This is a genomic window from Afipia massiliensis (assembly GCF_001006325.2).
Taxonomy (GTDB): Bacteria; Pseudomonadota; Alphaproteobacteria; order Rhizobiales; family Xanthobacteraceae; genus Afipia; species Afipia massiliensis_A.
Genome location: NZ_LBIA02000001.1, coordinates 493,516 through 512,616 on the forward strand (window position 1 = coordinate 493,516; position 19,101 = coordinate 512,616).

General features: G+C 61.5%; 17 protein-coding genes. 7 read left to right on the forward strand and 10 right to left on the reverse strand.

Features of this window, described 5'->3' with window-relative positions; all coding sequences use genetic code 11:
* Nucleotides 1–16: 16 nt before the first annotated feature.
* The 4 genes from YH63_RS02190 to YH63_RS02210 all read right to left on the reverse strand — a co-directional run bounded on the left by YH63_RS02190 (nucleotide 17) and on the right by YH63_RS02210 (nucleotide 4,393).
* Nucleotides 17–901: a DMT family transporter gene (locus tag YH63_RS02190; RefSeq protein ID WP_046829024.1), complete on the reverse strand. Its 885-nt coding sequence runs from the start codon at nucleotides 899–901 to the stop codon at nucleotides 17–19.
* A 36-nt stretch (nucleotides 902–937) separates the two neighbouring features.
* On the reverse strand, nucleotides 938–1,225 hold the full coding sequence (locus tag YH63_RS02195; RefSeq protein ID WP_083992658.1) for a hypothetical protein: 288 nt from the start codon (nucleotides 1,223–1,225) through the stop codon (nucleotides 938–940).
* A gap of 1,425 nt (nucleotides 1,226–2,650) precedes the next feature.
* A complete protein-coding gene (locus YH63_RS02205) occupies nucleotides 2,651–3,670 on the reverse strand; it encodes a DnaJ C-terminal domain-containing protein (RefSeq protein WP_046829023.1) in 1,020 nt (339 codons plus the stop codon).
* A 201-nt stretch (nucleotides 3,671–3,871) separates the two neighbouring features.
* Nucleotides 3,872–4,393, reverse strand: coding sequence for an RT0821/Lpp0805 family surface protein (locus YH63_RS02210; protein WP_046829022.1), 522 nt, complete (start codon nucleotides 4,391–4,393; stop codon nucleotides 3,872–3,874).
* Nucleotides 4,394–4,408: 15 nt separating this feature from the next.
* Between YH63_RS02210 and pdxH the strand changes: the two genes are divergently transcribed.
* Complete coding sequence (gene pdxH, locus YH63_RS02215; protein ID WP_046829021.1) at nucleotides 4,409–5,050, forward strand: pyridoxamine 5'-phosphate oxidase; 642 nt, start codon at nucleotides 4,409–4,411, stop codon at nucleotides 5,048–5,050.
* Between the two features lie 207 nt (nucleotides 5,051–5,257).
* A complete protein-coding gene (locus tag YH63_RS02220; RefSeq protein WP_046829020.1) occupies nucleotides 5,258–6,022 on the forward strand; it encodes an SDR family NAD(P)-dependent oxidoreductase in 765 nt (254 codons plus the stop codon).
* A 62-nt stretch (nucleotides 6,023–6,084) separates the two neighbouring features.
* Here the strand turns inward: YH63_RS02220 and YH63_RS02225 are convergent, their stop codons facing one another.
* Nucleotides 6,085–6,510, reverse strand: a complete 426-nt coding sequence (locus YH63_RS02225) for an organic hydroperoxide resistance protein (RefSeq protein WP_046829019.1) — start codon at nucleotides 6,508–6,510, stop codon at nucleotides 6,085–6,087.
* A gap of 215 nt (nucleotides 6,511–6,725) precedes the next feature.
* Here YH63_RS02225 and YH63_RS02230 point away from each other — a divergent pair, with 215 nt between their 5' ends.
* Nucleotides 6,726–7,184, forward strand: coding sequence for a MarR family winged helix-turn-helix transcriptional regulator (locus YH63_RS02230; RefSeq protein ID WP_046829018.1), 459 nt, complete (start codon nucleotides 6,726–6,728; stop codon nucleotides 7,182–7,184).
* Nucleotides 7,185–7,186: 2 nt separating this feature from the next.
* Here the strand turns inward: YH63_RS02230 and YH63_RS02235 are convergent, their stop codons facing one another.
* Nucleotides 7,187–8,062: a Ku protein gene (locus YH63_RS02235; RefSeq protein WP_046829017.1), complete on the reverse strand. Its 876-nt coding sequence runs from the start codon at nucleotides 8,060–8,062 to the stop codon at nucleotides 7,187–7,189.
* A gap of 134 nt (nucleotides 8,063–8,196) precedes the next feature.
* On the opposite strand from YH63_RS02235, the gene ligD reads away from it, so the two are divergent.
* Nucleotides 8,197–10,869: a DNA ligase D gene (gene ligD, locus YH63_RS02240; protein ID WP_046829815.1), complete on the forward strand. Its 2,673-nt coding sequence runs from the start codon at nucleotides 8,197–8,199 to the stop codon at nucleotides 10,867–10,869.
* Nucleotides 10,870–10,916: 47 nt separating this feature from the next.
* Here ligD and YH63_RS02245 read toward each other — a convergent pair whose 3' ends face one another.
* Nucleotides 10,917–11,891 carry a magnesium transporter CorA family protein gene (locus YH63_RS02245; RefSeq protein ID WP_046829016.1) on the reverse strand — a complete coding sequence of 325 codons (975 nt, stop codon included), beginning with the start codon at nucleotides 11,889–11,891 and terminating at the stop codon, nucleotides 10,917–10,919.
* A 583-nt stretch (nucleotides 11,892–12,474) separates the two neighbouring features.
* Between YH63_RS02245 and YH63_RS02250 the strand changes: the two genes are divergently transcribed.
* On the forward strand, nucleotides 12,475–13,167 hold the full coding sequence (locus tag YH63_RS02250) for a L,D-transpeptidase (RefSeq protein WP_046829015.1): 693 nt from the start codon (nucleotides 12,475–12,477) through the stop codon (nucleotides 13,165–13,167).
* Between the two features lie 52 nt (nucleotides 13,168–13,219).
* On the opposite strand, the gene YH63_RS02255 is transcribed toward YH63_RS02250, so the two are convergent.
* Complete coding sequence (locus YH63_RS02255; protein ID WP_137325093.1) at nucleotides 13,220–14,215, reverse strand: extensin family protein; 996 nt, start codon at nucleotides 14,213–14,215, stop codon at nucleotides 13,220–13,222.
* A 63-nt stretch (nucleotides 14,216–14,278) separates the two neighbouring features.
* Here YH63_RS02255 and YH63_RS02260 point away from each other — a divergent pair, with 63 nt between their 5' ends.
* Nucleotides 14,279–15,907 carry a fatty-acid--CoA ligase gene (locus YH63_RS02260; RefSeq protein ID WP_046829013.1) on the forward strand — a complete coding sequence of 543 codons (1,629 nt, stop codon included), beginning with the start codon at nucleotides 14,279–14,281 and terminating at the stop codon, nucleotides 15,905–15,907.
* Nucleotides 15,908–16,053: 146 nt separating this feature from the next.
* Nucleotides 16,054–16,902, forward strand: a complete 849-nt coding sequence (locus YH63_RS02265) for a DUF1499 domain-containing protein (RefSeq protein ID WP_046829012.1) — start codon at nucleotides 16,054–16,056, stop codon at nucleotides 16,900–16,902.
* Here the strand turns inward: YH63_RS02265 and YH63_RS02270 are convergent.
* Together YH63_RS02270 and YH63_RS02275 are read right to left on the reverse strand one after the other, a co-directional pair.
* The gene (locus YH63_RS02270) at nucleotides 16,875–17,804 is read right to left on the reverse strand and encodes an MBL fold metallo-hydrolase (RefSeq protein WP_046829011.1); all 930 of its coding nucleotides are present in this window, start codon (nucleotides 17,802–17,804) and stop codon (nucleotides 16,875–16,877) included. The two genes, YH63_RS02265 and YH63_RS02270, sit on opposite strands and share 28 nt — an antisense overlap.
* A gap of 27 nt (nucleotides 17,805–17,831) precedes the next feature.
* Nucleotides 17,832–19,046, reverse strand: a complete 1,215-nt coding sequence (locus tag YH63_RS02275; RefSeq protein ID WP_046829010.1) for an acyl-CoA dehydrogenase — start codon at nucleotides 19,044–19,046, stop codon at nucleotides 17,832–17,834.
* Between the last annotated feature and the right edge of the window lie 55 nt (nucleotides 19,047–19,101).

Consider the following 19,101-nt stretch of genomic DNA (forward strand, 5'->3'; position numbering starts at 1 on the left):
TGCATGTCAGCCGCGATCAGGACCGCTGCAGCGCCAGTGTGACACCGCCGAGCGTAAACGCCATCGCCAGCACTTCCCTGATGCCGAGCGGTTCGCCCACCACGAGAGCGGCAGACACCACACCGATGACAGGAACCATCAGCATTCCAGTGGACGCGGTCGCGGGCGGCAGACGGCGCAAGGTTTCAAACCAGGTGAGGTAACACACGCCCATCGGAATGATCGTCATGTAGCCGATCAGCGCCCAGCCGGTGAACGACACCGCTTGAAAATCCGGCTTCTCGAACAGCAAACCGAAGATCAGCATCACAAGGCAACCCAAGCCGACCTGCCACGCCACAAGCGCAACCGGCGGCACCGGTATCGGCGCGCGATTGAGAACATTTCCAAGTGCAAAGAGGATTGCCGCCGAGAGCGCCAGCGATGCGCCGGCCAGTTTCTCATAAGTGAAAGTGAAACCTTCGCCGCCGAACAGGATCACGATCCCGACGATTCCGAGACACAGGGAGACAACATTGCGAAGCGTCGGCCGCATGCCCAGCAGCGGCCATGCAAACAGCGTCGCCCAGATCGGCATCGTGTAGGCCAGCAACGCGCCTTCGCTCACGCTGACCCATTTCATGGCGACGGTGCCGAAGCCCATCCACGCAATGACATTGGTGAATGTCGCCAGCAGCAGCCGCGGCACGACCTCGCGCGGAACGCTCAAGCGTTCATGACGGCTGAGCGCGACAATTGCCAGAATGAGACAAGCAGTGACGCCCGCCAGTCCGCGCGCGGACAGCGGCGGCAGTTCGCGCAGCAAGAGTTTCATGAAAGGCCAGTTCAGGCCCCAACCGAATGCAGTGATCCCGAGACAAGCGACGCCGATCCATCGCGCATGGCCATGAGAGTTATCCATGCATGCGATGGTACGACCAGTCGCCGTGATTCGGCTTTACTCGCCGACAGCTTCCGGCTCGGGTGCCTTGACGACCGCCAGTTTCTTCGGTGCGGCCTTTTTCTTTTTCGGCTCCACCGGTGGCGGATTGGCGGCGTCGTGCGCCTCCTTCGCCAGTCGCAGCGCCTTCAGGCGCTCCATGTTCCTGCGGACGTCGACATACTCCTTGTCGACCTGGGCGAGAGCCTGTGCGCCCTCGATCTTGGCCAGACGCTGCTTTTCGAGGCGGGCCAATTGTTCGGGCGTTTGCGGCTTGGTCTGCGATTTGCTGGTCATGATCAACATATGGGTATTCCGACCCCGGATTGCCACCGCTTGTAAAATATCGTTCCACGACGGAACTTTCCCGCTTCCAGCAGGCAGATTTGACAATCTCACAACTTATGATTATATTCCTATTATCCTGTTCGTGAGGGGCGCTTCTCGAGGGCGCTTTTGAAGCGGAGCAGGATGCGGCGCCTGCGCGCACGGTTCGCACCCGTTGCGTCCGGGAGGCTGGGGTCACCGTCCGGGCCAACTACGTGGCTCTGCCGTTCGCGGCTGGACGTCGGTGAGGACGAAGGCGGCGAAAGCCGCCGGATCGGGGCGTGAAAGCGTCCGTCCTCACCCGGAAGTACGGTCCCCTCGCCCAAAATCGCCGCAATGGAGCGCCGCAAGGCGATGCGCTTTCGGAGTTCACCGCCTCGCACGCGGTGCCGGAAGCGAAACGATACCAAGGTGCGCCTCGCGGCGCTCCATGCCCCTCATCTTTTCAAGGGGCGCGATTGAAAGCCCACCTCGCGCGATGCGCGAGAACGAATGCGCGTGCGCAAAATGGAAGTGGCTGTTTGAAAATCGAATCTGGAATGCGGAATGACGCAAGGCGCTTCAACACCCACAATCGTCATCACCGGGCTTGTCCCGGTGATCCACGTCTTACTTGTAACGCGTGGCAAACTCCAAAGTCGTGGATGGCCGGGTCAAGCCCGGCCATGACGAACTGTAAGTAAGGTGTTCGCTACACCCACGATGTCGTCCCCGCGAAAGCGGGGACCCATAACCACCGAACGCCGTGGTGATGGCGAGAAGATTGCTCCGACAACTCCCTCAAATCGAAAACTCAGGGAGTATGGGTCCCCGCTTTCGCGGGGACGACCGGAGAGAAATTGCGATACTGCACACACTCACAGTCGTCATCACCGGGCTTGCCCCGGTGATCCATGTCTTGTCCATGTCTTACTTGTAACGCGTGGCAACTCCAAAGTCGTGGATGGCCGGGTCAAGCCCGGCCATGACGAACTGTAAGTAAGGTGCTCGCGACACCCACAATGTCGTCCCCGCGCAGGCGGGGACCCATAACCACTGAACGCCGTGGTGATGGCGAGAAGATTGCTCCGACAACTCCCGCAAATCGAAAACTCAGGGAGTATGGGTCCCCGCTTTCGCGGGGACGACCGGAGAGAAATTGCGATACTGCAACACTCACAATCGTCATCACCGGGCTTGTCCCGGTGATCCACGTCTTCACTTCCGTCATTGCGAGCGAAGCGAAGCAATCCAGGCGGGAACCGCATCAAGCGAAGACTAGATTGCTTCGTCGCGAGTGCTCCTCGCAATGACAACGAATGCCTCTCCAAAACGTGGATGGCCGGGTCATAGGCGAGCGGAAGCGACGCCGTTCTTCGAACGGCTATGCCCGGCCATGACGAACAGAGAGATCACGCTTACCCGTCACTCGAAATCGCTGCGCGGATTGGTCGGATGCTCGGTGCGCCATTTCTCCATGAGCGCTTCAAGCTCCGCGTCATTGGCGTCCGGCAGGACGATGCGCGTGGTCGCGAACAGATCGCCCGCGCCATCGGCTCCCGAAACGCCCTTGATCGGCATGCCCTTGCCCTTGAGGCGGAACGTGCGGCCTGACGAGGTGTTCTTCGGAATCGACAGTTGCACCGCGCCGTCGAGGGTCGGCACCCGTACCTTCGCACCAAGCACCGCTTCATACAGCGTGATCGGCAGTTCGAGCCGCAGGTCGTTGCCGTCCACCTTGAAATACGGATGCGGCGCAATGTTCACGGTGATCAGCACGTCGCCGGGACGATGACCGGGCGCGGTGTCGCCCTGTCCCTTGAGACGGATCTGCTGGCCGGCGGTGACGCCCGCCGGAATCTTGACGTTCAGTTCCTTGCCGGTCGGCAGCCGCACGCGCCGCGTCGCGCCCTGCACAGCTTCCTCGAGCGCCACGCTCATGGTGACATTGAGGTCGAGATCGGCAGCAAACGGCGCGTCGTATTCGAACGTGCCCGCGCCGCCGCGCGGACCACCGGGACCGCCAGCACCCATGCCGGCGCCGGCCTGACCGCCGAACATGCTTTTGAGAATGTCCTCGAACGCCCCGCCGCTGGCATAACCGCCGGCGCCCGGCCCGCCGGGATTGCCGCCGGTGCGGAAGGAATATTCGAAGCCGCCCGGCCCCGCACGGCGTCCACCGCCGCCTCCGGGGAAGCCGCTTTCAAAACTCTGAAATTTCGGTTTGCCCTCGGCGTCGATCTCGCCGCGATCGAACTGCTTGCGCTTGTCCTCGTCGCCGAGAATTTCATTCGCAGTGTTCAATTCGGCGAAGCGGTCGGCCGCTTTCGGGTCGCCCTTGTTGGCATCGGGGTGGTGCTTTTTGGCGAGCTTGCGAAACGCGCTCTTGATCGCCGCAGAACTGGCACCCCGCTGCACCCCCAGGACCTCATAGGGGTCGCGCATCCGTCAGGTCTCCTTAGTGGAATTCAGGTGAGAGCCGAGTGGCCCCTTTGCCCTGATGTGGGGTTTTCGTGACAATCCTGCAACGGGTTTCCCCCGTTGCGGTGTCAAAACTGCGGTGGGCGCGGCGGTTCTGGCCGTGCGTTTCGATCTACTGGCTGCGCCATTAGCTGCGCTTCCAAACTTCAACTTCGCTTCCAGGGCTCAACTTCGCTTCCAGGGCTTCAAGTTGCGAATTTCCCAAGACCCTTTGGGCTGCTGGCAGGCTTCGCCCTGCAGCCAGCCTTCATTGGTGCCGCGCACGTAGCTCGCCAGGAAATCCCGGCAGGTCCGGCCCTCGGAAGTATAGGTCGAGGCCAGCGGCGTGACCGAGCCGCGCGCCCCGGTTTCGGGATTTTCCCAGGGCTGGCTGACATCCTTCTGGCCCCGGGTCAGCACGTCGGAGGCTGCGTTGCGGGCCAAAGCGAGGTCGGCGTCGGTGAGATTGGTATCGTCGTGGGACCGCAGGATCGGGCCGATGGAGCCGGTGACGTCCGAGGCGTCATCCTTCTTGGGCTCCTTGCTGAACATGGTCCCCATGCTGCAGCCGCTGGCCGAACAACCCACAGCCACCAGCGATGCCGCCGCGATCAACCGCCCGATCGGCGATAGGCCGCGGCCCTCACGTACCCTATATAGGGAACGCTCGAGAACAGGCTTGGCACGAAGGGGCGCCAGGATACGCAATCGGATACTCCAGACATGACCGGTCCAAACACCATCAAAACCCCAGCCGAGTTAATTTCCGGTGATTTCACCGCCGCCGACGAGCCTTTTGGGCTTTTTGCGGTGTGGTTTGCCGAGGCTGTGAAGTCCGAGCCGAACGATCCCAACGCCATGGCGCTGGCCACCGTGGACCCGGACGGGCTGCCTGACGTCCGCATGGTGCTGCTGAAGGGGTTCGATACCGCCGGTTTCGTGTTTTACAGCCATATCGACAGCGCCAAGGGCCGGGAGCTGGCCGCCACCCCCAAGGCCGGACTGCTGTTCCACTGGAAATCGCTGCGCCGGCAGGTCCGGATCCGCGGCACCGTCACCCCGGTCACCGACGCCGAGGCCGACGCCTATTTCGCCACAAGGCCGAAGCAGGCGCAGATCGGCGCCTGGGCCAGCAAGCAGTCGCAGCCGCTGGAAAGCCGCATGGCGTTCGAGAAGGCCATCGCGCTCAATGCTGCAAAGTACGCCCTCGGCGAAGTCCCCCGCCCCCCCGGCTGGAGCGGCTGGCGCATCGCGCCGCAGGCGTTCGAATTCTGGCACGACCGCCCGTTTCGCCTGCACGACCGCATCACATTCACGCGCACCGCTCCCGATGCCGAATGGAGCAAGACGCGGCTCTATCCATGACCGACATGTCCTGAATGCGAACGCCAGTGTCCCGTATCCGACGTTCGCTTCACTCTGCAGCGTCGCCGGAGCGAACGTCGGATACGAAAGGACACTGGCAAATCATAATTCTAGTGATCCTTTGGTTCTGACATTCGTAAAGGTGCTCGCGAATGGTGTGATACGAATGTCAGAACCGGATCACTAGCGAAGGCGAGACCCTTATCCATGCCGACTTCAACTCCTGCCGATTCCAACGCGCCCAAACGCACCTTGCTGCTGACCGGTGCGAGCCGCGGCATCGGCCACGCCACCGTGATCCGGTTTTCCAGCGCAGGCTGGCGCGTCATCACCTGCTCGCGGCATCCGTTTCCCGAACAATGCCCGTGGGGCGCCGGGCCGGAAGACCACATCCAGGTCGACCTCGCCGATCACAACGACACCGCACGCGCCATCGATGAAATTCGCGAGCGGCTCGACGGCGGCGCGCTGCATGCGCTGGTCAACAACGCCGCGATTTCGCCGAAGGGCAAAGACGGCGCGCGCATGGGCTCCATCGACACCGACGTGGATGCCTGGAGCCATGTGTTCCGCGTGAATTTCTTCGCGCCGATCATGATGGCGCGCGGTTTGATCGAGGAATTGAAAGCGGCCAAGGGATCGGTGGTGAATGTCACGTCGATTGCAGGCTCGCGCGTGCATCCGTTCGCGGGCGCGGCTTACGCGACATCGAAAGCAGCGCTCGCATCGCTGACGCGCGAGATGGCCGCGGACTTCGGCCGCGTCGGCGTCCGCGTCAACGCGATCGCACCGGGCGAGATCGATACATCGATCCTGTCGCCAGGCACCGACAAGATCGTGCACGAGCAGATTCCGATGAATCGCCTCGGCACCCCGGATGAAGTGGCAAAGATCATCTACGTGCTGTGCACGGAGACAAGCTCCTACGTGAACGGCGCCGAGATTCACATCAACGGCGGCCAGCACGTGTAAGGGCGCGGCAAACGAAAAGAGCGGAGCCGAGGCCCCGCTCTCTCGTTCGATTGACGCGGCAATCAGACGACGGTGATCTTGACGTCGAGGTTGTTGCGCGTCGCGTTGGAGTACGGGCAGACCTGATGCGCGGTGGCGACCAGTTTCTCCGCATCGGCGCGATCGACGCCCGGCAGTGCCACGGTCAGCGCGACATCGAGACCGAAACCGCCTTCCGAACGCGGGCCGATACCCACATCAGCCGTGACGGTCGCATCCGCCGGCACTTTGATACCGACCGTTCCCGAGACCGCCTTCATGGCGCCGATGAAACAGGCCGAATAGCCGGCTGCGAAAAGCTGCTCGGGATTGTTGCCTGCCCCGCCGCCGCCACCGAGTTCCTTCGGGGTCGAGAGGCTGACCTGAAACGTTCCGTCCGTGGTGGAGGCTTTGCCGTCGCGGCCGCCGGTTGCAGTGGCCTGGGTGCGATAGAGAACTTTCGTGGGCATGCGCTTTCTCCTTGGTGGGCCTCTTTAAGAGGGCTGAATCTAGCAGCCTTCGGCCGGTCTCGGCCGGGAAGGAACGGTCATTTATATCGTGCACGATATAATCGTACAATACATAATTTGGCTAACAGCCATGCAAAAATGCGTTGCGCGATTCAATCGCGCGCGCCTTAAATATAGAGTGTGATCCAGCCACCGATCGAACCTTGAGGACAGCCATGACCGCCCGACCGACTGCGGACGATCTGCTGAAGATCGATAATTTCGTCTGCTTCGCCCTTTATTCGGCGGGGCACGCCTTCACGCGGCTTTACAAACCCCTGCTCGACCCGCTGGGACTGACCTATCCTCAGTATCTGGTGATGGCGGTGCTCTGGGAAAAAGACGGCAGAACGGTCGGCGAGATCGGCGAGAAGCTCTTGCTGGAATCAAGCACGCTCACCCCGCTACTCAAGCGGCTGGAGACAGCTGGCATGGTGCGCAGGACACGCGATCAGAACGACGAACGGATGGTGCGGATCCAGTTGACGCCCAGAGGCGCTGAACTGAAACAGAAGGCGGTCGAGATTCCGCAAGCGATCGGCTGCTCGACCAACATCACTATTCCCGAAGTGATGAAGCTGACCGCCGATATCAAGGCGCTGCGTGAAAAGCTGCTCGCCGCGCAGGCCGCGTAAGTTTAACCGGCCTTCCTCTGCCGCGCTGTCGAACGCCCTGCCTTCTTCGCGGCAGGAGCTGGCGCTGCACGGGACGCACGCGCCGGCCGCGGCGCAGGCGCCTTGCCCTTCAGACTCTGCTTCAAAGCATCCATCAGGCTGATGACGTTGTCGGCCTTCGCCGGGCGCTCGACGGACTTGATGGTCTTGCCCGAAGCCTTCTGCTTCACCAGCGCCTTCAGCGCATTTTCGTATTCGTCCTCGAATTTGGAGGCATCGAAGTTCGCCGCCTTGCTATCGAGAATGTGCGCAGCAAGTTCAATCATGTCCTTCGAGATTTTCGGTGTCTTGATGTCGGCGAAGAAATCTTCCTCGCTGCGCACCTCATAGGCATATCGCAATGTGGTCGCGAGCAGGCCTTTGCCGAGCGGCTCGATCGCCACGATGCGTTCGCGGTTTGACAGCACGACGCGTGCAAGCGCCACGCGATCCTGATCCTTCATCGCATCGCGGATCACTGCAAAGGCATCGATGCCGGCATTGCCGTCCGGAACCATGTAATAGGGACTGTCCAGATATCTGCGGTCGATCTCGTCGCGCGGCACGAAATTGTCGATATCGATGGTGTGATTGCTTTCGAGCTGAACCGCTTCCAGTTCTTCCTTTTCGATCTGAACGTACTCGCCCTTGCTGACCTCGTAACCGCGGCCCTTCTGTTCCTTCTCGACCACTTCGCCAGTCTCGGAATCGACCATCTGCTGCTTCAGCCGATTTCCGGTCTCGGTATTGATCATGTGAAAGCGGGTTCGTTCGACCGTGGTCGAGGCGGGATAGAGCGCCACGGGGCACGTGACCAGCGACAGCTTCAGCGAACCCTTCCAGTACGCACGCGGCAACATCGGCGACCTCCAACTCAAACGCATATCTGCGACGGAGCCTCAACTGAAGTGGCAGGTTTTGGTTCCTGCACCCCCGCCTGATGGCGCATGATACAATCGTTCCGCGTTTATTGCACCGTCGGGAATGCCTCGCCGTGACCCAAAAGAAACTTAAGGTTTACCGAACAAAACGTGATTTCACCAAAACGGCTGAGCCAAGCGGTCGCACCCCGGTCGCAGCGGCCAAGGCGCGCCGGTTTGTTATTCAGAAGCATGATGCGACGCGGCTACACTACGATCTGCGGCTAGAATTTGGCGGCGTGTTCAAGTCATGGGCCGTAACGCGCGGCCCTTCGCTCGATCCAAAGGACAAACGCCTCGCGGTCGAAGTGGAGGATCATCCGCTCGACTATGGCGATTTCGAAGGCACCATTCCCAAAGGCCAGTACGGCGGCGGCACCGTGCAACTGTGGGATCGCGGCTATTGGCTGTCGGACGATCCCGAGCGCGGTTTCAAGAAAGGCGATCTCAAATTCGCGCTGGAAGGCGGCAAGCTCCACGGCGAGTGGGTGCTGGTGCGCATGAAGCATGATCGCAACGGCGGCAAGCGCACCAACTGGCTGCTGATCAAACATCGCGACGAGTACGCCCGCGAAGGCAGGGCGAACAATCTTCTCGACGACGACACGTCTGTCGCCTCCGGCCGCAGGATGAGCGAGATCGCCGCCGGCAAGGGCCGCGGCCCGACGCCGTTCATGACGCGCAAATCAACGCGGGCTCAAGCCGATGCGGTGTGGGATTCGAACAAGGGTGCCGCTGCGGAAGCACGCAAGAAAGAACGTTCCAAGACCATCACCACGAAAAGCAAGCCTGCTGCCAAAACCGCAACGTCAAAAACCACGGTCAAGCGCATCGCGAAGCTCCCCGACTTCGTTGAACCGCAGTTGTGTGCGTCCGTCGAGAAACCGCCCTCGGGCGGCAACTGGGTGCACGAGATCAAGTTCGACGGCTATCGCGTGCAGATGCGGATCGAAAGCGGTGATGTCACACTGAGAACTCGCAAGGGTCTCGACTGGACCGAGAAATTCTCCGCGATTGCAAAGCAGGCCGCGAAACTTCCTGATGCCGTCATTGATGGTGAAGTGGTCGCGCTCGATCACGAAGGCCGTCCGAGTTTCGCCTCGTTGCAGGCGGCGCTATCCGACGAGAAGACGGATAACCTGATTTTCTTCGCCTTCGACCTTCTGTTCGCTGGGGGCGAGGATTTGCGACCACTTCCGCTATCGGAGCGGAAGAAACGGCTCCAGCTTCTGCTCAACGGCAAACGAAAGCGCGATGAGGGAACCATCCGCTACGTGGAGCATTTCGAGTCCAGTGGCAACGCGATCATGGAATCCGCTCGCGCGTTGTCGCTTGAGGGCATCGTGTCGAAGAAAGTTACAGCGCCCTATCGTTCGGGACGTTCGGATAGCTGGACCAAGGCGAAGGTCCGCGCCGGACATGAGGTCGTGATCGGCGGATGGAAAAGCAATGGCGGCAAATTTCGCTCGCTGATGGTCGGCGTACCGCGCGACGGTCACCTCGCCTATGTCGGTGTGGTCGGCACAGGTTACGGACAGACGACAGTCAAGCGGATCATGCCCGAGTTGAGGGCCACCGCCGCCGCCAAAAATCCGTTCGGCGGCGAGAACGCACCGAAGAAAACCGCCGACGTCCATTGGCTGAAACCTGAACTTGTCGCTGAAATCGAGTTCGCCGGCTGGACCGGTGACAACATGGTGCGGCAGGCAGCGTTCAAGGGCTTGCGCAAGGACAAGCCGGCGAGCGACGTGACCGCCGATAAGCCCGCTAGGACCCATGTGGCCGCGTTGTCCCCGAAGACGAACGGCAAGGCTCCGGCGACGCGGATCGTGTCCTCCCGCAGCAACGACAACACCATCATGGACGTGACGATCTCCAATCCGGACAAGGCGATGTGGCCGGACGGCGGCGACGGCGAGCCGGTCACCAAGCTCGATCTCGCCCACTACATGGAGCAGGTCGGCGACTGGCTGATCGCACATATCAAGGGCCGTCCCTGTTCGATCATTCGCGCGCCGGACGGGATCGGCGGCGAGACGTTCTTTCAACGGCACGCAATGGCCGGCATGTCGAAGTTGCTCGATCTCGTGAAAGTCTCGGGAGATCGCAAACCGTATGTGCAGATCGACCGCGTCGAGGGACTTGTCGCAGTCGCGCAGATCGGCGGACTTGAACTGCATCCCTGGAATTGCGCGCCGGACGAACCTGATGTGCCGGGGCGGCTGGTGTTCGATCTCGACCCCTCGCCTGACGTCGCGTTTTCCGCGGTGGTCGATGCCGCGCGCGAAATGCGCGAGCGATTGACGGATCTTGGGTTGGAAAGTTTCTGCAAGACCACCGGCGGCAAGGGGCTGCACGTGGTCACGCCGCTGAAGGATGCGAAGAAGGACAAGATCGACTGGAAGACAGCGAAGACGTTCGCGCAGGCCGTGTGTCAGCAGATGGCGGCGGACAGCCCCGAGCATTACCTGCTCAACATGTCGAAGAAGCAGCGCGAGGGAAAAATCTTCCTCGACTATCTCCGCAACGACCGGATGTCGACGGCAGTCGCGCCACTGTCGCCCCGCGCGCGCGACGGCGCGCCCGTGTCGATGCCGATGACATGGGCGCAGGTGCGCAGCGATCTCGATCCGATGAAATATACGTTGCGCACGGTGCCGGCGCTGCTAGCGAAGACAAAGGCTTGGGCCGATTACGACAGCGCCGCGCGATCAATCAAGGCGGCGATCGCGAAGCTTGCGAAGTAGCTAGGGATCCCAAAAAATCGGAGCCGGTTTTCGGAAAATGCCCAGACTTAGAGCCACCGCTTCCACTTGAAGAACATGTAAGGCAGCACGGCCGCGACCAACATCATGCCCAGCGCCATCGGATAGCCGAACGCCCATTCCAGTTCGGGCATCATCTTGAAATTCATGCCGTAAGCGGAAGCGATCAGCGTCGGCGGCATCAGCACTACCGCCATTACCGAGAACAGCTTGATGATGTTGTTCTGCTCGAGATTGACGACACCGAGCATGGCGTCGAGCACGAAGGTGATCTTGTTCGACAGATACGAGGCGTGATCGGTCAGCGAGGAGACGTCGCGCTGCAGCGTCTTGAACTGCGCCTTCTGTTCCTTGCTCCAGCGCACGTTGTCGGTTTCGACCGTGACGAAGGAAATCAGCCGCCCGATCGACACAAGACTCTCCCGCACCTTCGAGGTCAGGTCACCCTTCTTGCCGATCGTCAGCAAAATTTGTGAATAGGTGCGAGCATGCCCGCGCTCCGCGGACGGTTCAAAAATCTGCGATGACACGCTATCCACGTCCGCGCCGGCACGCTCCAAAATATCGGCGCAGCGGTCGATCACGGCGTCGAGCAGTTCGAGCAGCAGTTCGTCACCTGTCATGTTAGGCGAGCATGATCGCGCCAGCTTCGCGGCGACCAGCGCGAACGGCCTCGGTTCGTCATAGCGTACGGTCACCAGGCGATGGTCGGTCAAAATAAAGGTTACCGGCGTGGTGCGCGGCGCCTGGGAATCGGCCGCGCACATCAGCGTGGCGGTCATGTAGCGCGCACCGTTCTCGACGTAGAGACGGCTGGAAATTTCGATTTCCTGCATGTCCTCGCGAGTCGGGATTTCGATGCCGACCAGTTTCTCGACCGCCTTGTCCTCGCCGGGGGATGGCGACTTCATGTCGATCCAGATCGCGTTCGGCGGCAGGGCGTCCGCCTCAACGTTATCAAGCTTCTGCAACGCTGATGCAGTGGGAACGAAGACCGACAACATAGGCGACTCCCGGAATATCTTTCGCGAACAACGTGTCGTCTATCTTCTCTCAAAGCGCAATCTCTCCGATTTTCCGCAAGGGCGGCGGCGAGACATACAGGTGTCATGAAGGTCAGCACGTCCGGCACCGTCAGATAGGCCGGCATGTGTGGATAGTTATCTACCTTCCGTGGAGGCGAACGGCATTGCATCGTCCGACAAAGTTCGCAGGCGAAAACTAGGAATAAAATCTACGAGACCGGATATTGGCCGGCTGGCAATCGAGAGAATGAAGCTCAGCAGCCCGCCGCTTCGTGAGGCTATGGCGATTCGCGTACGGTTTGAAAATCGCGCTCCAGCGCGGCTACTGGGGGCGTCCTGCTGGCCTAAATGCGCGTTCTTGCCACGCATTTGAGCACGCTCTGGCTTATTCGCCCCCGGTCCTGAGGCTCAAATGCCACAGGTGACGTGCTGCATAGCAAAACCGATGCGGAATCGCTGGAAAAACGGCCGGTTTCAGCGCAAATAAGGGGTAACGAAATCGGAAGCATCTTCCGGCTAAATCTAGGTGTGAAGACACGCCAGCGCCCATTGGAACTTCGGAATGTCCTCGTTCGGCTCAAAAATTATCGTTCTCCTCGCAGGTCTTGCGCTCGCCGGCTGCATGCAGGCGACCTCGGCCACTTTCGAGAAATCATCGGATGCCAATCTCAAGCCGCGCGACAAAGAGCTTCTCGCGAAGGCGAAGTACGAGAAGGTTGAGGTTCCGCAGCCGTTCCGGCGCGCGATCGTGAACTATCATCGCAAGGAAACGCCGGGCTCCATCGTCGTGGATTCCGACAATCACTATCTTTACTACGTCCTCGAGGGTGGCAAGGCGATCCGCTACGGCATCACCGTTGGCGAGGAAGCGCTTGCGTTCTCCGGCATCGCCCGCGTCGGCAACATGCAGGAATGGCCGAAGTGGACCCCGACCGCAGACATTCACAAGCGCATCGAAGGCCTGCCGCAGTCCGTGCCCGGCGGTCCTGACAATCCGCTCGGCGCGCGCGCGCTCTATCTCTATCAAGGCAACAAGGACACGCTGTTCCGCATTCACGGCACCAACCAGCCGGAATATATCGGCGCATCGATTTCCTCGGGCTGCATCCGCATGACCAACGAGGACGTGATCGATCTCTACAGCCGCGCGAAACAAGGCAGCGTGGTGGTTGTGCTCGAACCCAAGCAGGGCGACTCCCCCTTCAATTCGAAGATGGCATTGCAGGGCGCAAGCGGCGGCACGGGTCCGTTCTGAACGCTTCGCTTTCCTTGATCTGATCAAAAGCGCCGGCCGGTCCGGCGCTTTTTCATTGAGGGCTGGTCTGACGCGAGAGCGCACGGCGCGGCTTGGCGGATGATGCAGGCTTGTCGCCCGCGCCGCCTGAAGCCGCCTGCGGCGCATCATCGGAAGGCTGCTCGGACGCACCCTCCTGCTCGCTGGCGCGCGGCGGAGCCTCCTGCGGCCTCTCCGCCGGCATCAGGGGCGCAACGGCCGGCAGCGGATCGTAGACGCCCCACTGGCAGAGCTTGTAGCCGTTGCGCCGCTGGGCGAGATCGAGATGGATATGGTCCTCATGGTACCAATCCGAACCCGGCCCAAGCACGGTGGTAAATCGGGTACAGACCGACGCCAGCACCTTCTCACGGATCTCACGCGACACAGTACGGTCGGTCAGCGACAGCGTATTGCCATTGGCGAACCTCAGACCGCGCACGTCGAGCGCATTGGCAAGTCCGTGTTCGGAGAGTTTGGCATTCTTGACCCGATTGCGGCCACGGCATTCGAATGAATCGAAGTTATCGAGCTCGCTGATCGTGGTGCCCAGCGTCGCTGCCAGTGGCGCCATGTCGGCGCGGACCCAGTCGGCGACCGCGGCAGCCATCGTACAGCGCAGGATCGCGGCAGGCTTCACCGCCACCCGCTGGGTCGGCGACAACACGATCGCCTCCAGCCGGACGAGATCCTCGCCGCCGCATCCACCCGGGCCCTTAATGGCCGGGATCGAGGGCGCGATGGCGATGCTTTCGGTCAGCGCCAGCCTGCATGCCGAAAGTTCAGGCGGTTTAACCTCTTCGGGCTGCTGCGTGGGCTCTGCCTGATCAGTTGCACGCCCCTGTACGCCTTCGGCTGCCGGCGCTTCGGCCGGGCGTGGCCGCGGCAGCGGCACATTTGCGCTTGCCTCCATCAAAACGGCGAAGGTAAGGACCAGCGCAACCGCCATGGTGACGGGCAGCGGTGGCCGGCGGGTGGCATGCCAGCCAGAAGGCCATTTGCGGCCCGCGTTGTCCGCGCTAAAGTTCATTCAGGTCCCTTCGGGGAGCGCCCAATCACCAAACAAAAGACTGCCTTCAGGAGGAGATACCGGATGCTTGGATTGATGCAAAATTGGCCCTTGTTGTGTCATCGGATTATCGATCACGCAGCGGCCATTCACGGCAAGCAGGAAGTCGTGACGCGATCGGTCGAAGGACCCATCCACCGCACCAACTATGCCGAAATCCGCGCGCGCGCGCTGAAGGTCGGCCAGCAGCTCGACAAGCATGGCATCAAGATCGGCGACCGCGTCGCCACCATCGCGTGGAATACCTGGCGTCATCTCGAAGCATGGTACGGCATCATGGGCATCGGCGCCATTTGCCATACCGTGAACCCGCGGCTGTTCCCGGACCAGATCGTCTGGATCGTCAATCATGCGCAAGACCGCATCATGATGACGGACCTCACCTTTGTGCCGCTGCTGGAAAAGATCGCCGACAAGATGCCGTCCGTCGAACGCTTCATCGTGTTCACCGACAAGGCGCACATGCCGCAGACCACGCTGAAGAACGCGATCTCCTATGAGGAATGGATCGCGGAAGTCGACGGCAACTTCCAGTGGAAGGAGTTCGACGAGAACACTGCCGCTGCAATGTGCTACACGTCAGGCACCACCGGTGATCCGAAGGGCGTGCTCTATTCGCACCGCTCGAACGTTCTCCACGCGCTGATGGCCAACAACACCGACGCGCTCGGCACCCGTGCCAGCGACACCATGCTGCCGGTGGTGCCGCTATTCCACGCCAACAGCTGGGGCATCGCGTTCTCGGCGCCGACCATGGGCACCAAGCTGGTGATGCCGGGCGCCAAGCTCGACGGCGCATCGGTCTACGAACTGCTTTCGACCGAGAGAGTGACCTATACCGCCGGCGTGCCGACGGTTTGGCTGATGCTGCTACAGTACATGGCCGCGGAAAAGAAGACGCTGCCCGACCTCAAGGTCCTGATCTGCGGCGGCTCGGCGATGCCGCGGTCGATGATCAAGGCTTTCGTCGATCAGGGCGTCGAGGTTCGCCATGCCTGGGGCATGACGGAAATGAGCCCGATCGGTACGGTCGGCGCGCTCAAGCCGCCCTTCGCAAACCTCACCGGCGATCCCCGGCTCGATATCCTGCAGACGCAGGGTTATCCGCCGTTCGGCGTGCAGATGAAGATCACCGACGACAACGGCAAGGATCTGCCGTGGGACGGCAAGACCTTCGGCCGCCTCAAGGTGAGCGGTCCGTCGATCTCGAAAGCCTATTACCGCGTCGAAACCAACATCCTCGACGACAAGGGCTTCTTCGATACCGGCGACGTCGCCACCATCGACGCCGACGCCTACATGCGGATCACCGACCGCTCCAAGGACGTGATCAAGTCGGGCGGCGAATGGATTTCGTCGATCGATCTCGAAAACCTCGCGGTCGGCCACCCGAAGGTGCTGGAAGCCGCCGTCATCGGCGTCCATCATCCGAAGTGGGACGAGCGGCCGCTGCTCATCGTGCAGCTCAAGCCCGAGCAGAAGGCAAGCCGCGACGAGATCCTGCAGTACATGGACGGCAAGATCGCAAAGTGGTGGATGCCGGATGACGTCCAGTTTGTGGACGCCATCCCTCACACCGCAACCGGCAAGATCCTGAAGACCGCCCTCCGGGATCAATTCAAGAACTACCAGTTCCCGACCGCAGCCGCCTAAGGCTGTTGATCCGGTTCGACGTAATGCCCGGCCTCGTGCCGGGCATTTTCGTGCCTGATTTCCAAACGTGCTTCCCACCGGCCCTGAAAATGCGCTAGGTCACCGGCGCGCCCCTTTCAGTCCGGCGCAGGGAATGGATTCGAGGCATGGCTCGCCGAATTGCCGCCGCTTATCAGATGGAGCCTATCTCCGCTCTCGCGTCGTGGTCGCGGCGTCTTGCGGTGTTCTCGCTGATCGCATCGATCGTGGCGGTCGTCATCGTCCGGTTCGGATTTCTCGACTTCAAACCGGCGCTGACGACGTTCTTCGGCGCGCTCGCCTGTGCCGGTCTCTCAATCCTGGTCGGCCTCGCCGCGTTTGCCGCCATCTGGCAAAATGGCTCGCGCGGCATGAGCCGCATCCTGCTGGCCTTTCTGATCGACGCCGCGATCCTCGCCTACCCGGCTTACCTCGCCTTCCAGTTCCGCACGCTGCCGGCGATTCACGACATCACCACCGACCCGATCGATCCGCCACGCTTCGAGGCGCTGGCGCGGCTGCGCGCCGGCGATGGCGCAAACCCGGCCGTCTACGCGGGTCTCTACTCCGCCGAACAGCAGCGTATCGCCTACCCTGATGTCGAACCGATCAATATCGACGTGCCCGTGCTGAAAGCCTACGAGATGGCGCTGCGTCAGGTGAACCGGCACAAGTGGCTGGTGATCGACGAACGCCCGCCGCAGCCGCCCCAACGGATCGGCCGTATCGAGGCCGTGGCACGGACGCCGATCATGGGTTTCCGCGAAGACGTCGCGATCCGCATCATGCCCGACGGCGACGGCGCGCGTGTCGATCTTCGCTCATCGTCTCGCTATTTCGAGCATGACCTCGGCTCCAACGCGGCACGCATCATCAAATTCGCGGAAGAACTGAATGACGCCGTGGATACCGCGCAGCCGGTGAAGAAGCTGATTACGCCAGCGAAGCCTCAGGCCAAGGGCGCGACCAAGCGATAGGTGCCGTCGATGGTCGGATCGCCGTCGGTCGCAACCACGTCGCGCGCAACCAGATCTTCAAGGTGTGCCAGCACCGAATAACCGGCAGCGCCCACCAGCCGCGGATCGATGCCGATATAGCTCGCACGCACGATGGTCGGGATATCGGCCTCGCCCTTGGCCAGCCGGTGCAAAATCGACGCCTCGCGAGCCTTGCGGTGACGGATGAGGAACTTCACGAACCGCACGGCATCAGGAATTTCCGGACCGTGACCGGAGAAATAGAGTTGCTCGTCGCGAAGCGCCAGCCTCTCGAGCGAGGCCATATAATCGACCATCGATCCATCGGGCGGCACCACGATCGACGTCGACCAGCCCATCACGTGATCGCCGACGAACATCAGCTTCCGTTCGGGCCAGGCAAAGGCGATGTGGTTGGCGGTGTGTCCTGGCGTCGCGATAACTTCCAGCCGCCAGCCATCCCCCTTCACGACATCGCCATCCTTGAGGATGCGATCCGGGCGGAAATTCCAGTCGCCGCCGGACTCGGTGGCGCGGGTTTCACTGGCATAGGCCGGGCGCGAAGCGCGATGCTGCCCTTCGGCGTACACTGTCGCACCGGTCGCGGCCTTGATGCGGGCGACGCCGGGTGAATGATCGTTGTGGGTGTGCGTAACGAGAATATGCGTGACGGTCTCGCCGCGCACCGCGTCGAGCAACACCTGCGTATGAGCCTCATCGACCGGACCAGGATCGATAATCGCGACATTCCCCTTGCCGACGATATAGCTCACCGTTCCGGTAAACGTGAACGGGCTGGGGTTGTTGCACAACACGCGCCGTACGCCGGGGACCACTTCGTCCACGACACCGGGCGCGAGAGGAAAATCCCGATTGAACGGAATGTCGTCGTTATCGCTCAAGCTTGCACCTCACGCGATCAGGCGTTCTTAAGAAAACGCCTGAATGCCGGTGATGGCGCGGCCGAGGATGAGGGCGTGGACGTCGTGGGTGCCCTCATAGGTATTCACGGTTTCCAGGTTCTGCGCGTGACGCATCACGTGATACTCGCTCGAGATGCCGTTGCCGCCGTGCATGTCGCGGGCCATGCGCGCAATGTCCAGCGCCTTGCCGCAGTTGTTGCGCTTCATGATCGAGATCATCTCGGGGGCCATCCTGCCGTCGTCCATCAGGCGGCCGAGTCGCAGCGAACCCTGCAGGCCGAGTGCGATCTCGGTTTCCATGTCGGCGAGCTTCTTCTGCACGAGCTGGGTCGCGGCCAGCGGACGGTTGAACTGCTTGCGGTCGAGCGTGTACTGCCGCGCGCGGGCGAAGCAGTCTTCCGCCGCGCCCATCGCACCCCATGAAATACCGTAGCGGGCGCGGTTGAGGCAGCCGAAGGGACCCGCCAGACCCGACACGTTCGGCAGCAGCGCGCTTTCCGGAACGACGACGCCGTCCATCACGACTTCGCCGGTGATCGAGGCGCGCAAGCTCAGCTTGCCGCCGATCTTCGGCGCGGACAGGCCCTTCATACCCTTCTCGAGGATGAAGCCTCGGACCTTGTTGTCGTGCGCGGTGGACTTCGCCCACACCACGAACACGTCGGCGATCGGCGCATTGGAAATCCACATCTTCGAGCCGGTCAGACGATAGCCGTCGGCGACCTTCTCGGCGCGAGTCTTCATGCCATCCGGATCCGAACCGGCATCGGGCTCGGTCAGGCCGAAGCAGCCGACCCACTCGCCGGTGGCGAGCTTGGGCAGATACTTCTTGCGCTGGCTCTCGTCGCCGTAGGCATAGATCGGATACATCACCAGCGACGACTGCACGCTGTTCATCGAGCGATAGCCGGAATCGACCCGCTCGATCTCGCGCGCGACCAGGCCATAGGCGACGTAGCTTGCGTTGGCGCAGCCGTACTCTTCTGGCAGCGTGACGCCGATCAGGCCGAGTTCGCCCATCTCGTTGAAGATTTCGCGATCGGTCTTCTCTTCAAGATACGCCTGCGTCACGCGCGGCAGCAGCTTGTCCTGAGCGTAGGCCCGCGCGGTGTCGCGGATCATGCGCTCGTCCTCGGTCAACTGATCGTCGAGCAGGAACGGATCGTCCCACTGGAATGTCGCCTTGGCGGGCTTGTCCTTGGTCTGCGGACGGGCACTCATGACAGTATCCTTTCAGCTTACATCTGCTGTTGAGAAATCACGATAAATCGTCGGC

What these genes read in the sequence shown, in the direction of transcription:
- YH63_RS02190 (WP_046829024.1), bottom strand. Translation starts at nt 901, where the DNA reads ATGGATAACTCTCATGGCCATGCGCGATGGATCGGCGTCGCTTGTCTC.
- YH63_RS02195 (WP_083992658.1), bottom strand. Translation starts at nt 1,225, where the DNA reads ATGTTGATCATGACCAGCAAATCGCAGACCAAGCCGCAAACGCCCGAA.
- YH63_RS02205 (WP_046829023.1), bottom strand. Translation starts at nt 3,670, where the DNA reads ATGCGCGACCCCTATGAGGTCCTGGGGGTGCAGCGGGGTGCCAGTTCT.
- pdxH (WP_046829021.1), top strand. Translation starts at nt 4,409, where the DNA reads ATGACCGGTCCAAACACCATCAAAACCCCAGCCGAGTTAATTTCCGGT.
- YH63_RS02220 (WP_046829020.1), top strand. Translation starts at nt 5,258, where the DNA reads ATGCCGACTTCAACTCCTGCCGATTCCAACGCGCCCAAACGCACCTTG.
- YH63_RS02225 (WP_046829019.1), bottom strand. Translation starts at nt 6,510, where the DNA reads ATGCCCACGAAAGTTCTCTATCGCACCCAGGCCACTGCAACCGGCGGC.
- YH63_RS02230 (WP_046829018.1), top strand. Translation starts at nt 6,726, where the DNA reads ATGACCGCCCGACCGACTGCGGACGATCTGCTGAAGATCGATAATTTC.
- YH63_RS02235 (WP_046829017.1), bottom strand. Translation starts at nt 8,062, where the DNA reads ATGTTGCCGCGTGCGTACTGGAAGGGTTCGCTGAAGCTGTCGCTGGTC.
- YH63_RS02245 (WP_046829016.1), bottom strand. Translation starts at nt 11,891, where the DNA reads ATGTTGTCGGTCTTCGTTCCCACTGCATCAGCGTTGCAGAAGCTTGAT.
- YH63_RS02250 (WP_046829015.1), top strand. Translation starts at nt 12,475, where the DNA reads ATGTCCTCGTTCGGCTCAAAAATTATCGTTCTCCTCGCAGGTCTTGCG.
- YH63_RS02255 (WP_137325093.1), bottom strand. Translation starts at nt 14,215, where the DNA reads ATGAACTTTAGCGCGGACAACGCGGGCCGCAAATGGCCTTCTGGCTGG.
- YH63_RS02260 (WP_046829013.1), top strand. Translation starts at nt 14,279, where the DNA reads ATGCTTGGATTGATGCAAAATTGGCCCTTGTTGTGTCATCGGATTATC.
- YH63_RS02265 (WP_046829012.1), top strand. Translation starts at nt 16,054, where the DNA reads ATGGCTCGCCGAATTGCCGCCGCTTATCAGATGGAGCCTATCTCCGCT.
- YH63_RS02275 (WP_046829010.1), bottom strand. Translation starts at nt 19,046, where the DNA reads ATGAGTGCCCGTCCGCAGACCAAGGACAAGCCCGCCAAGGCGACATTC.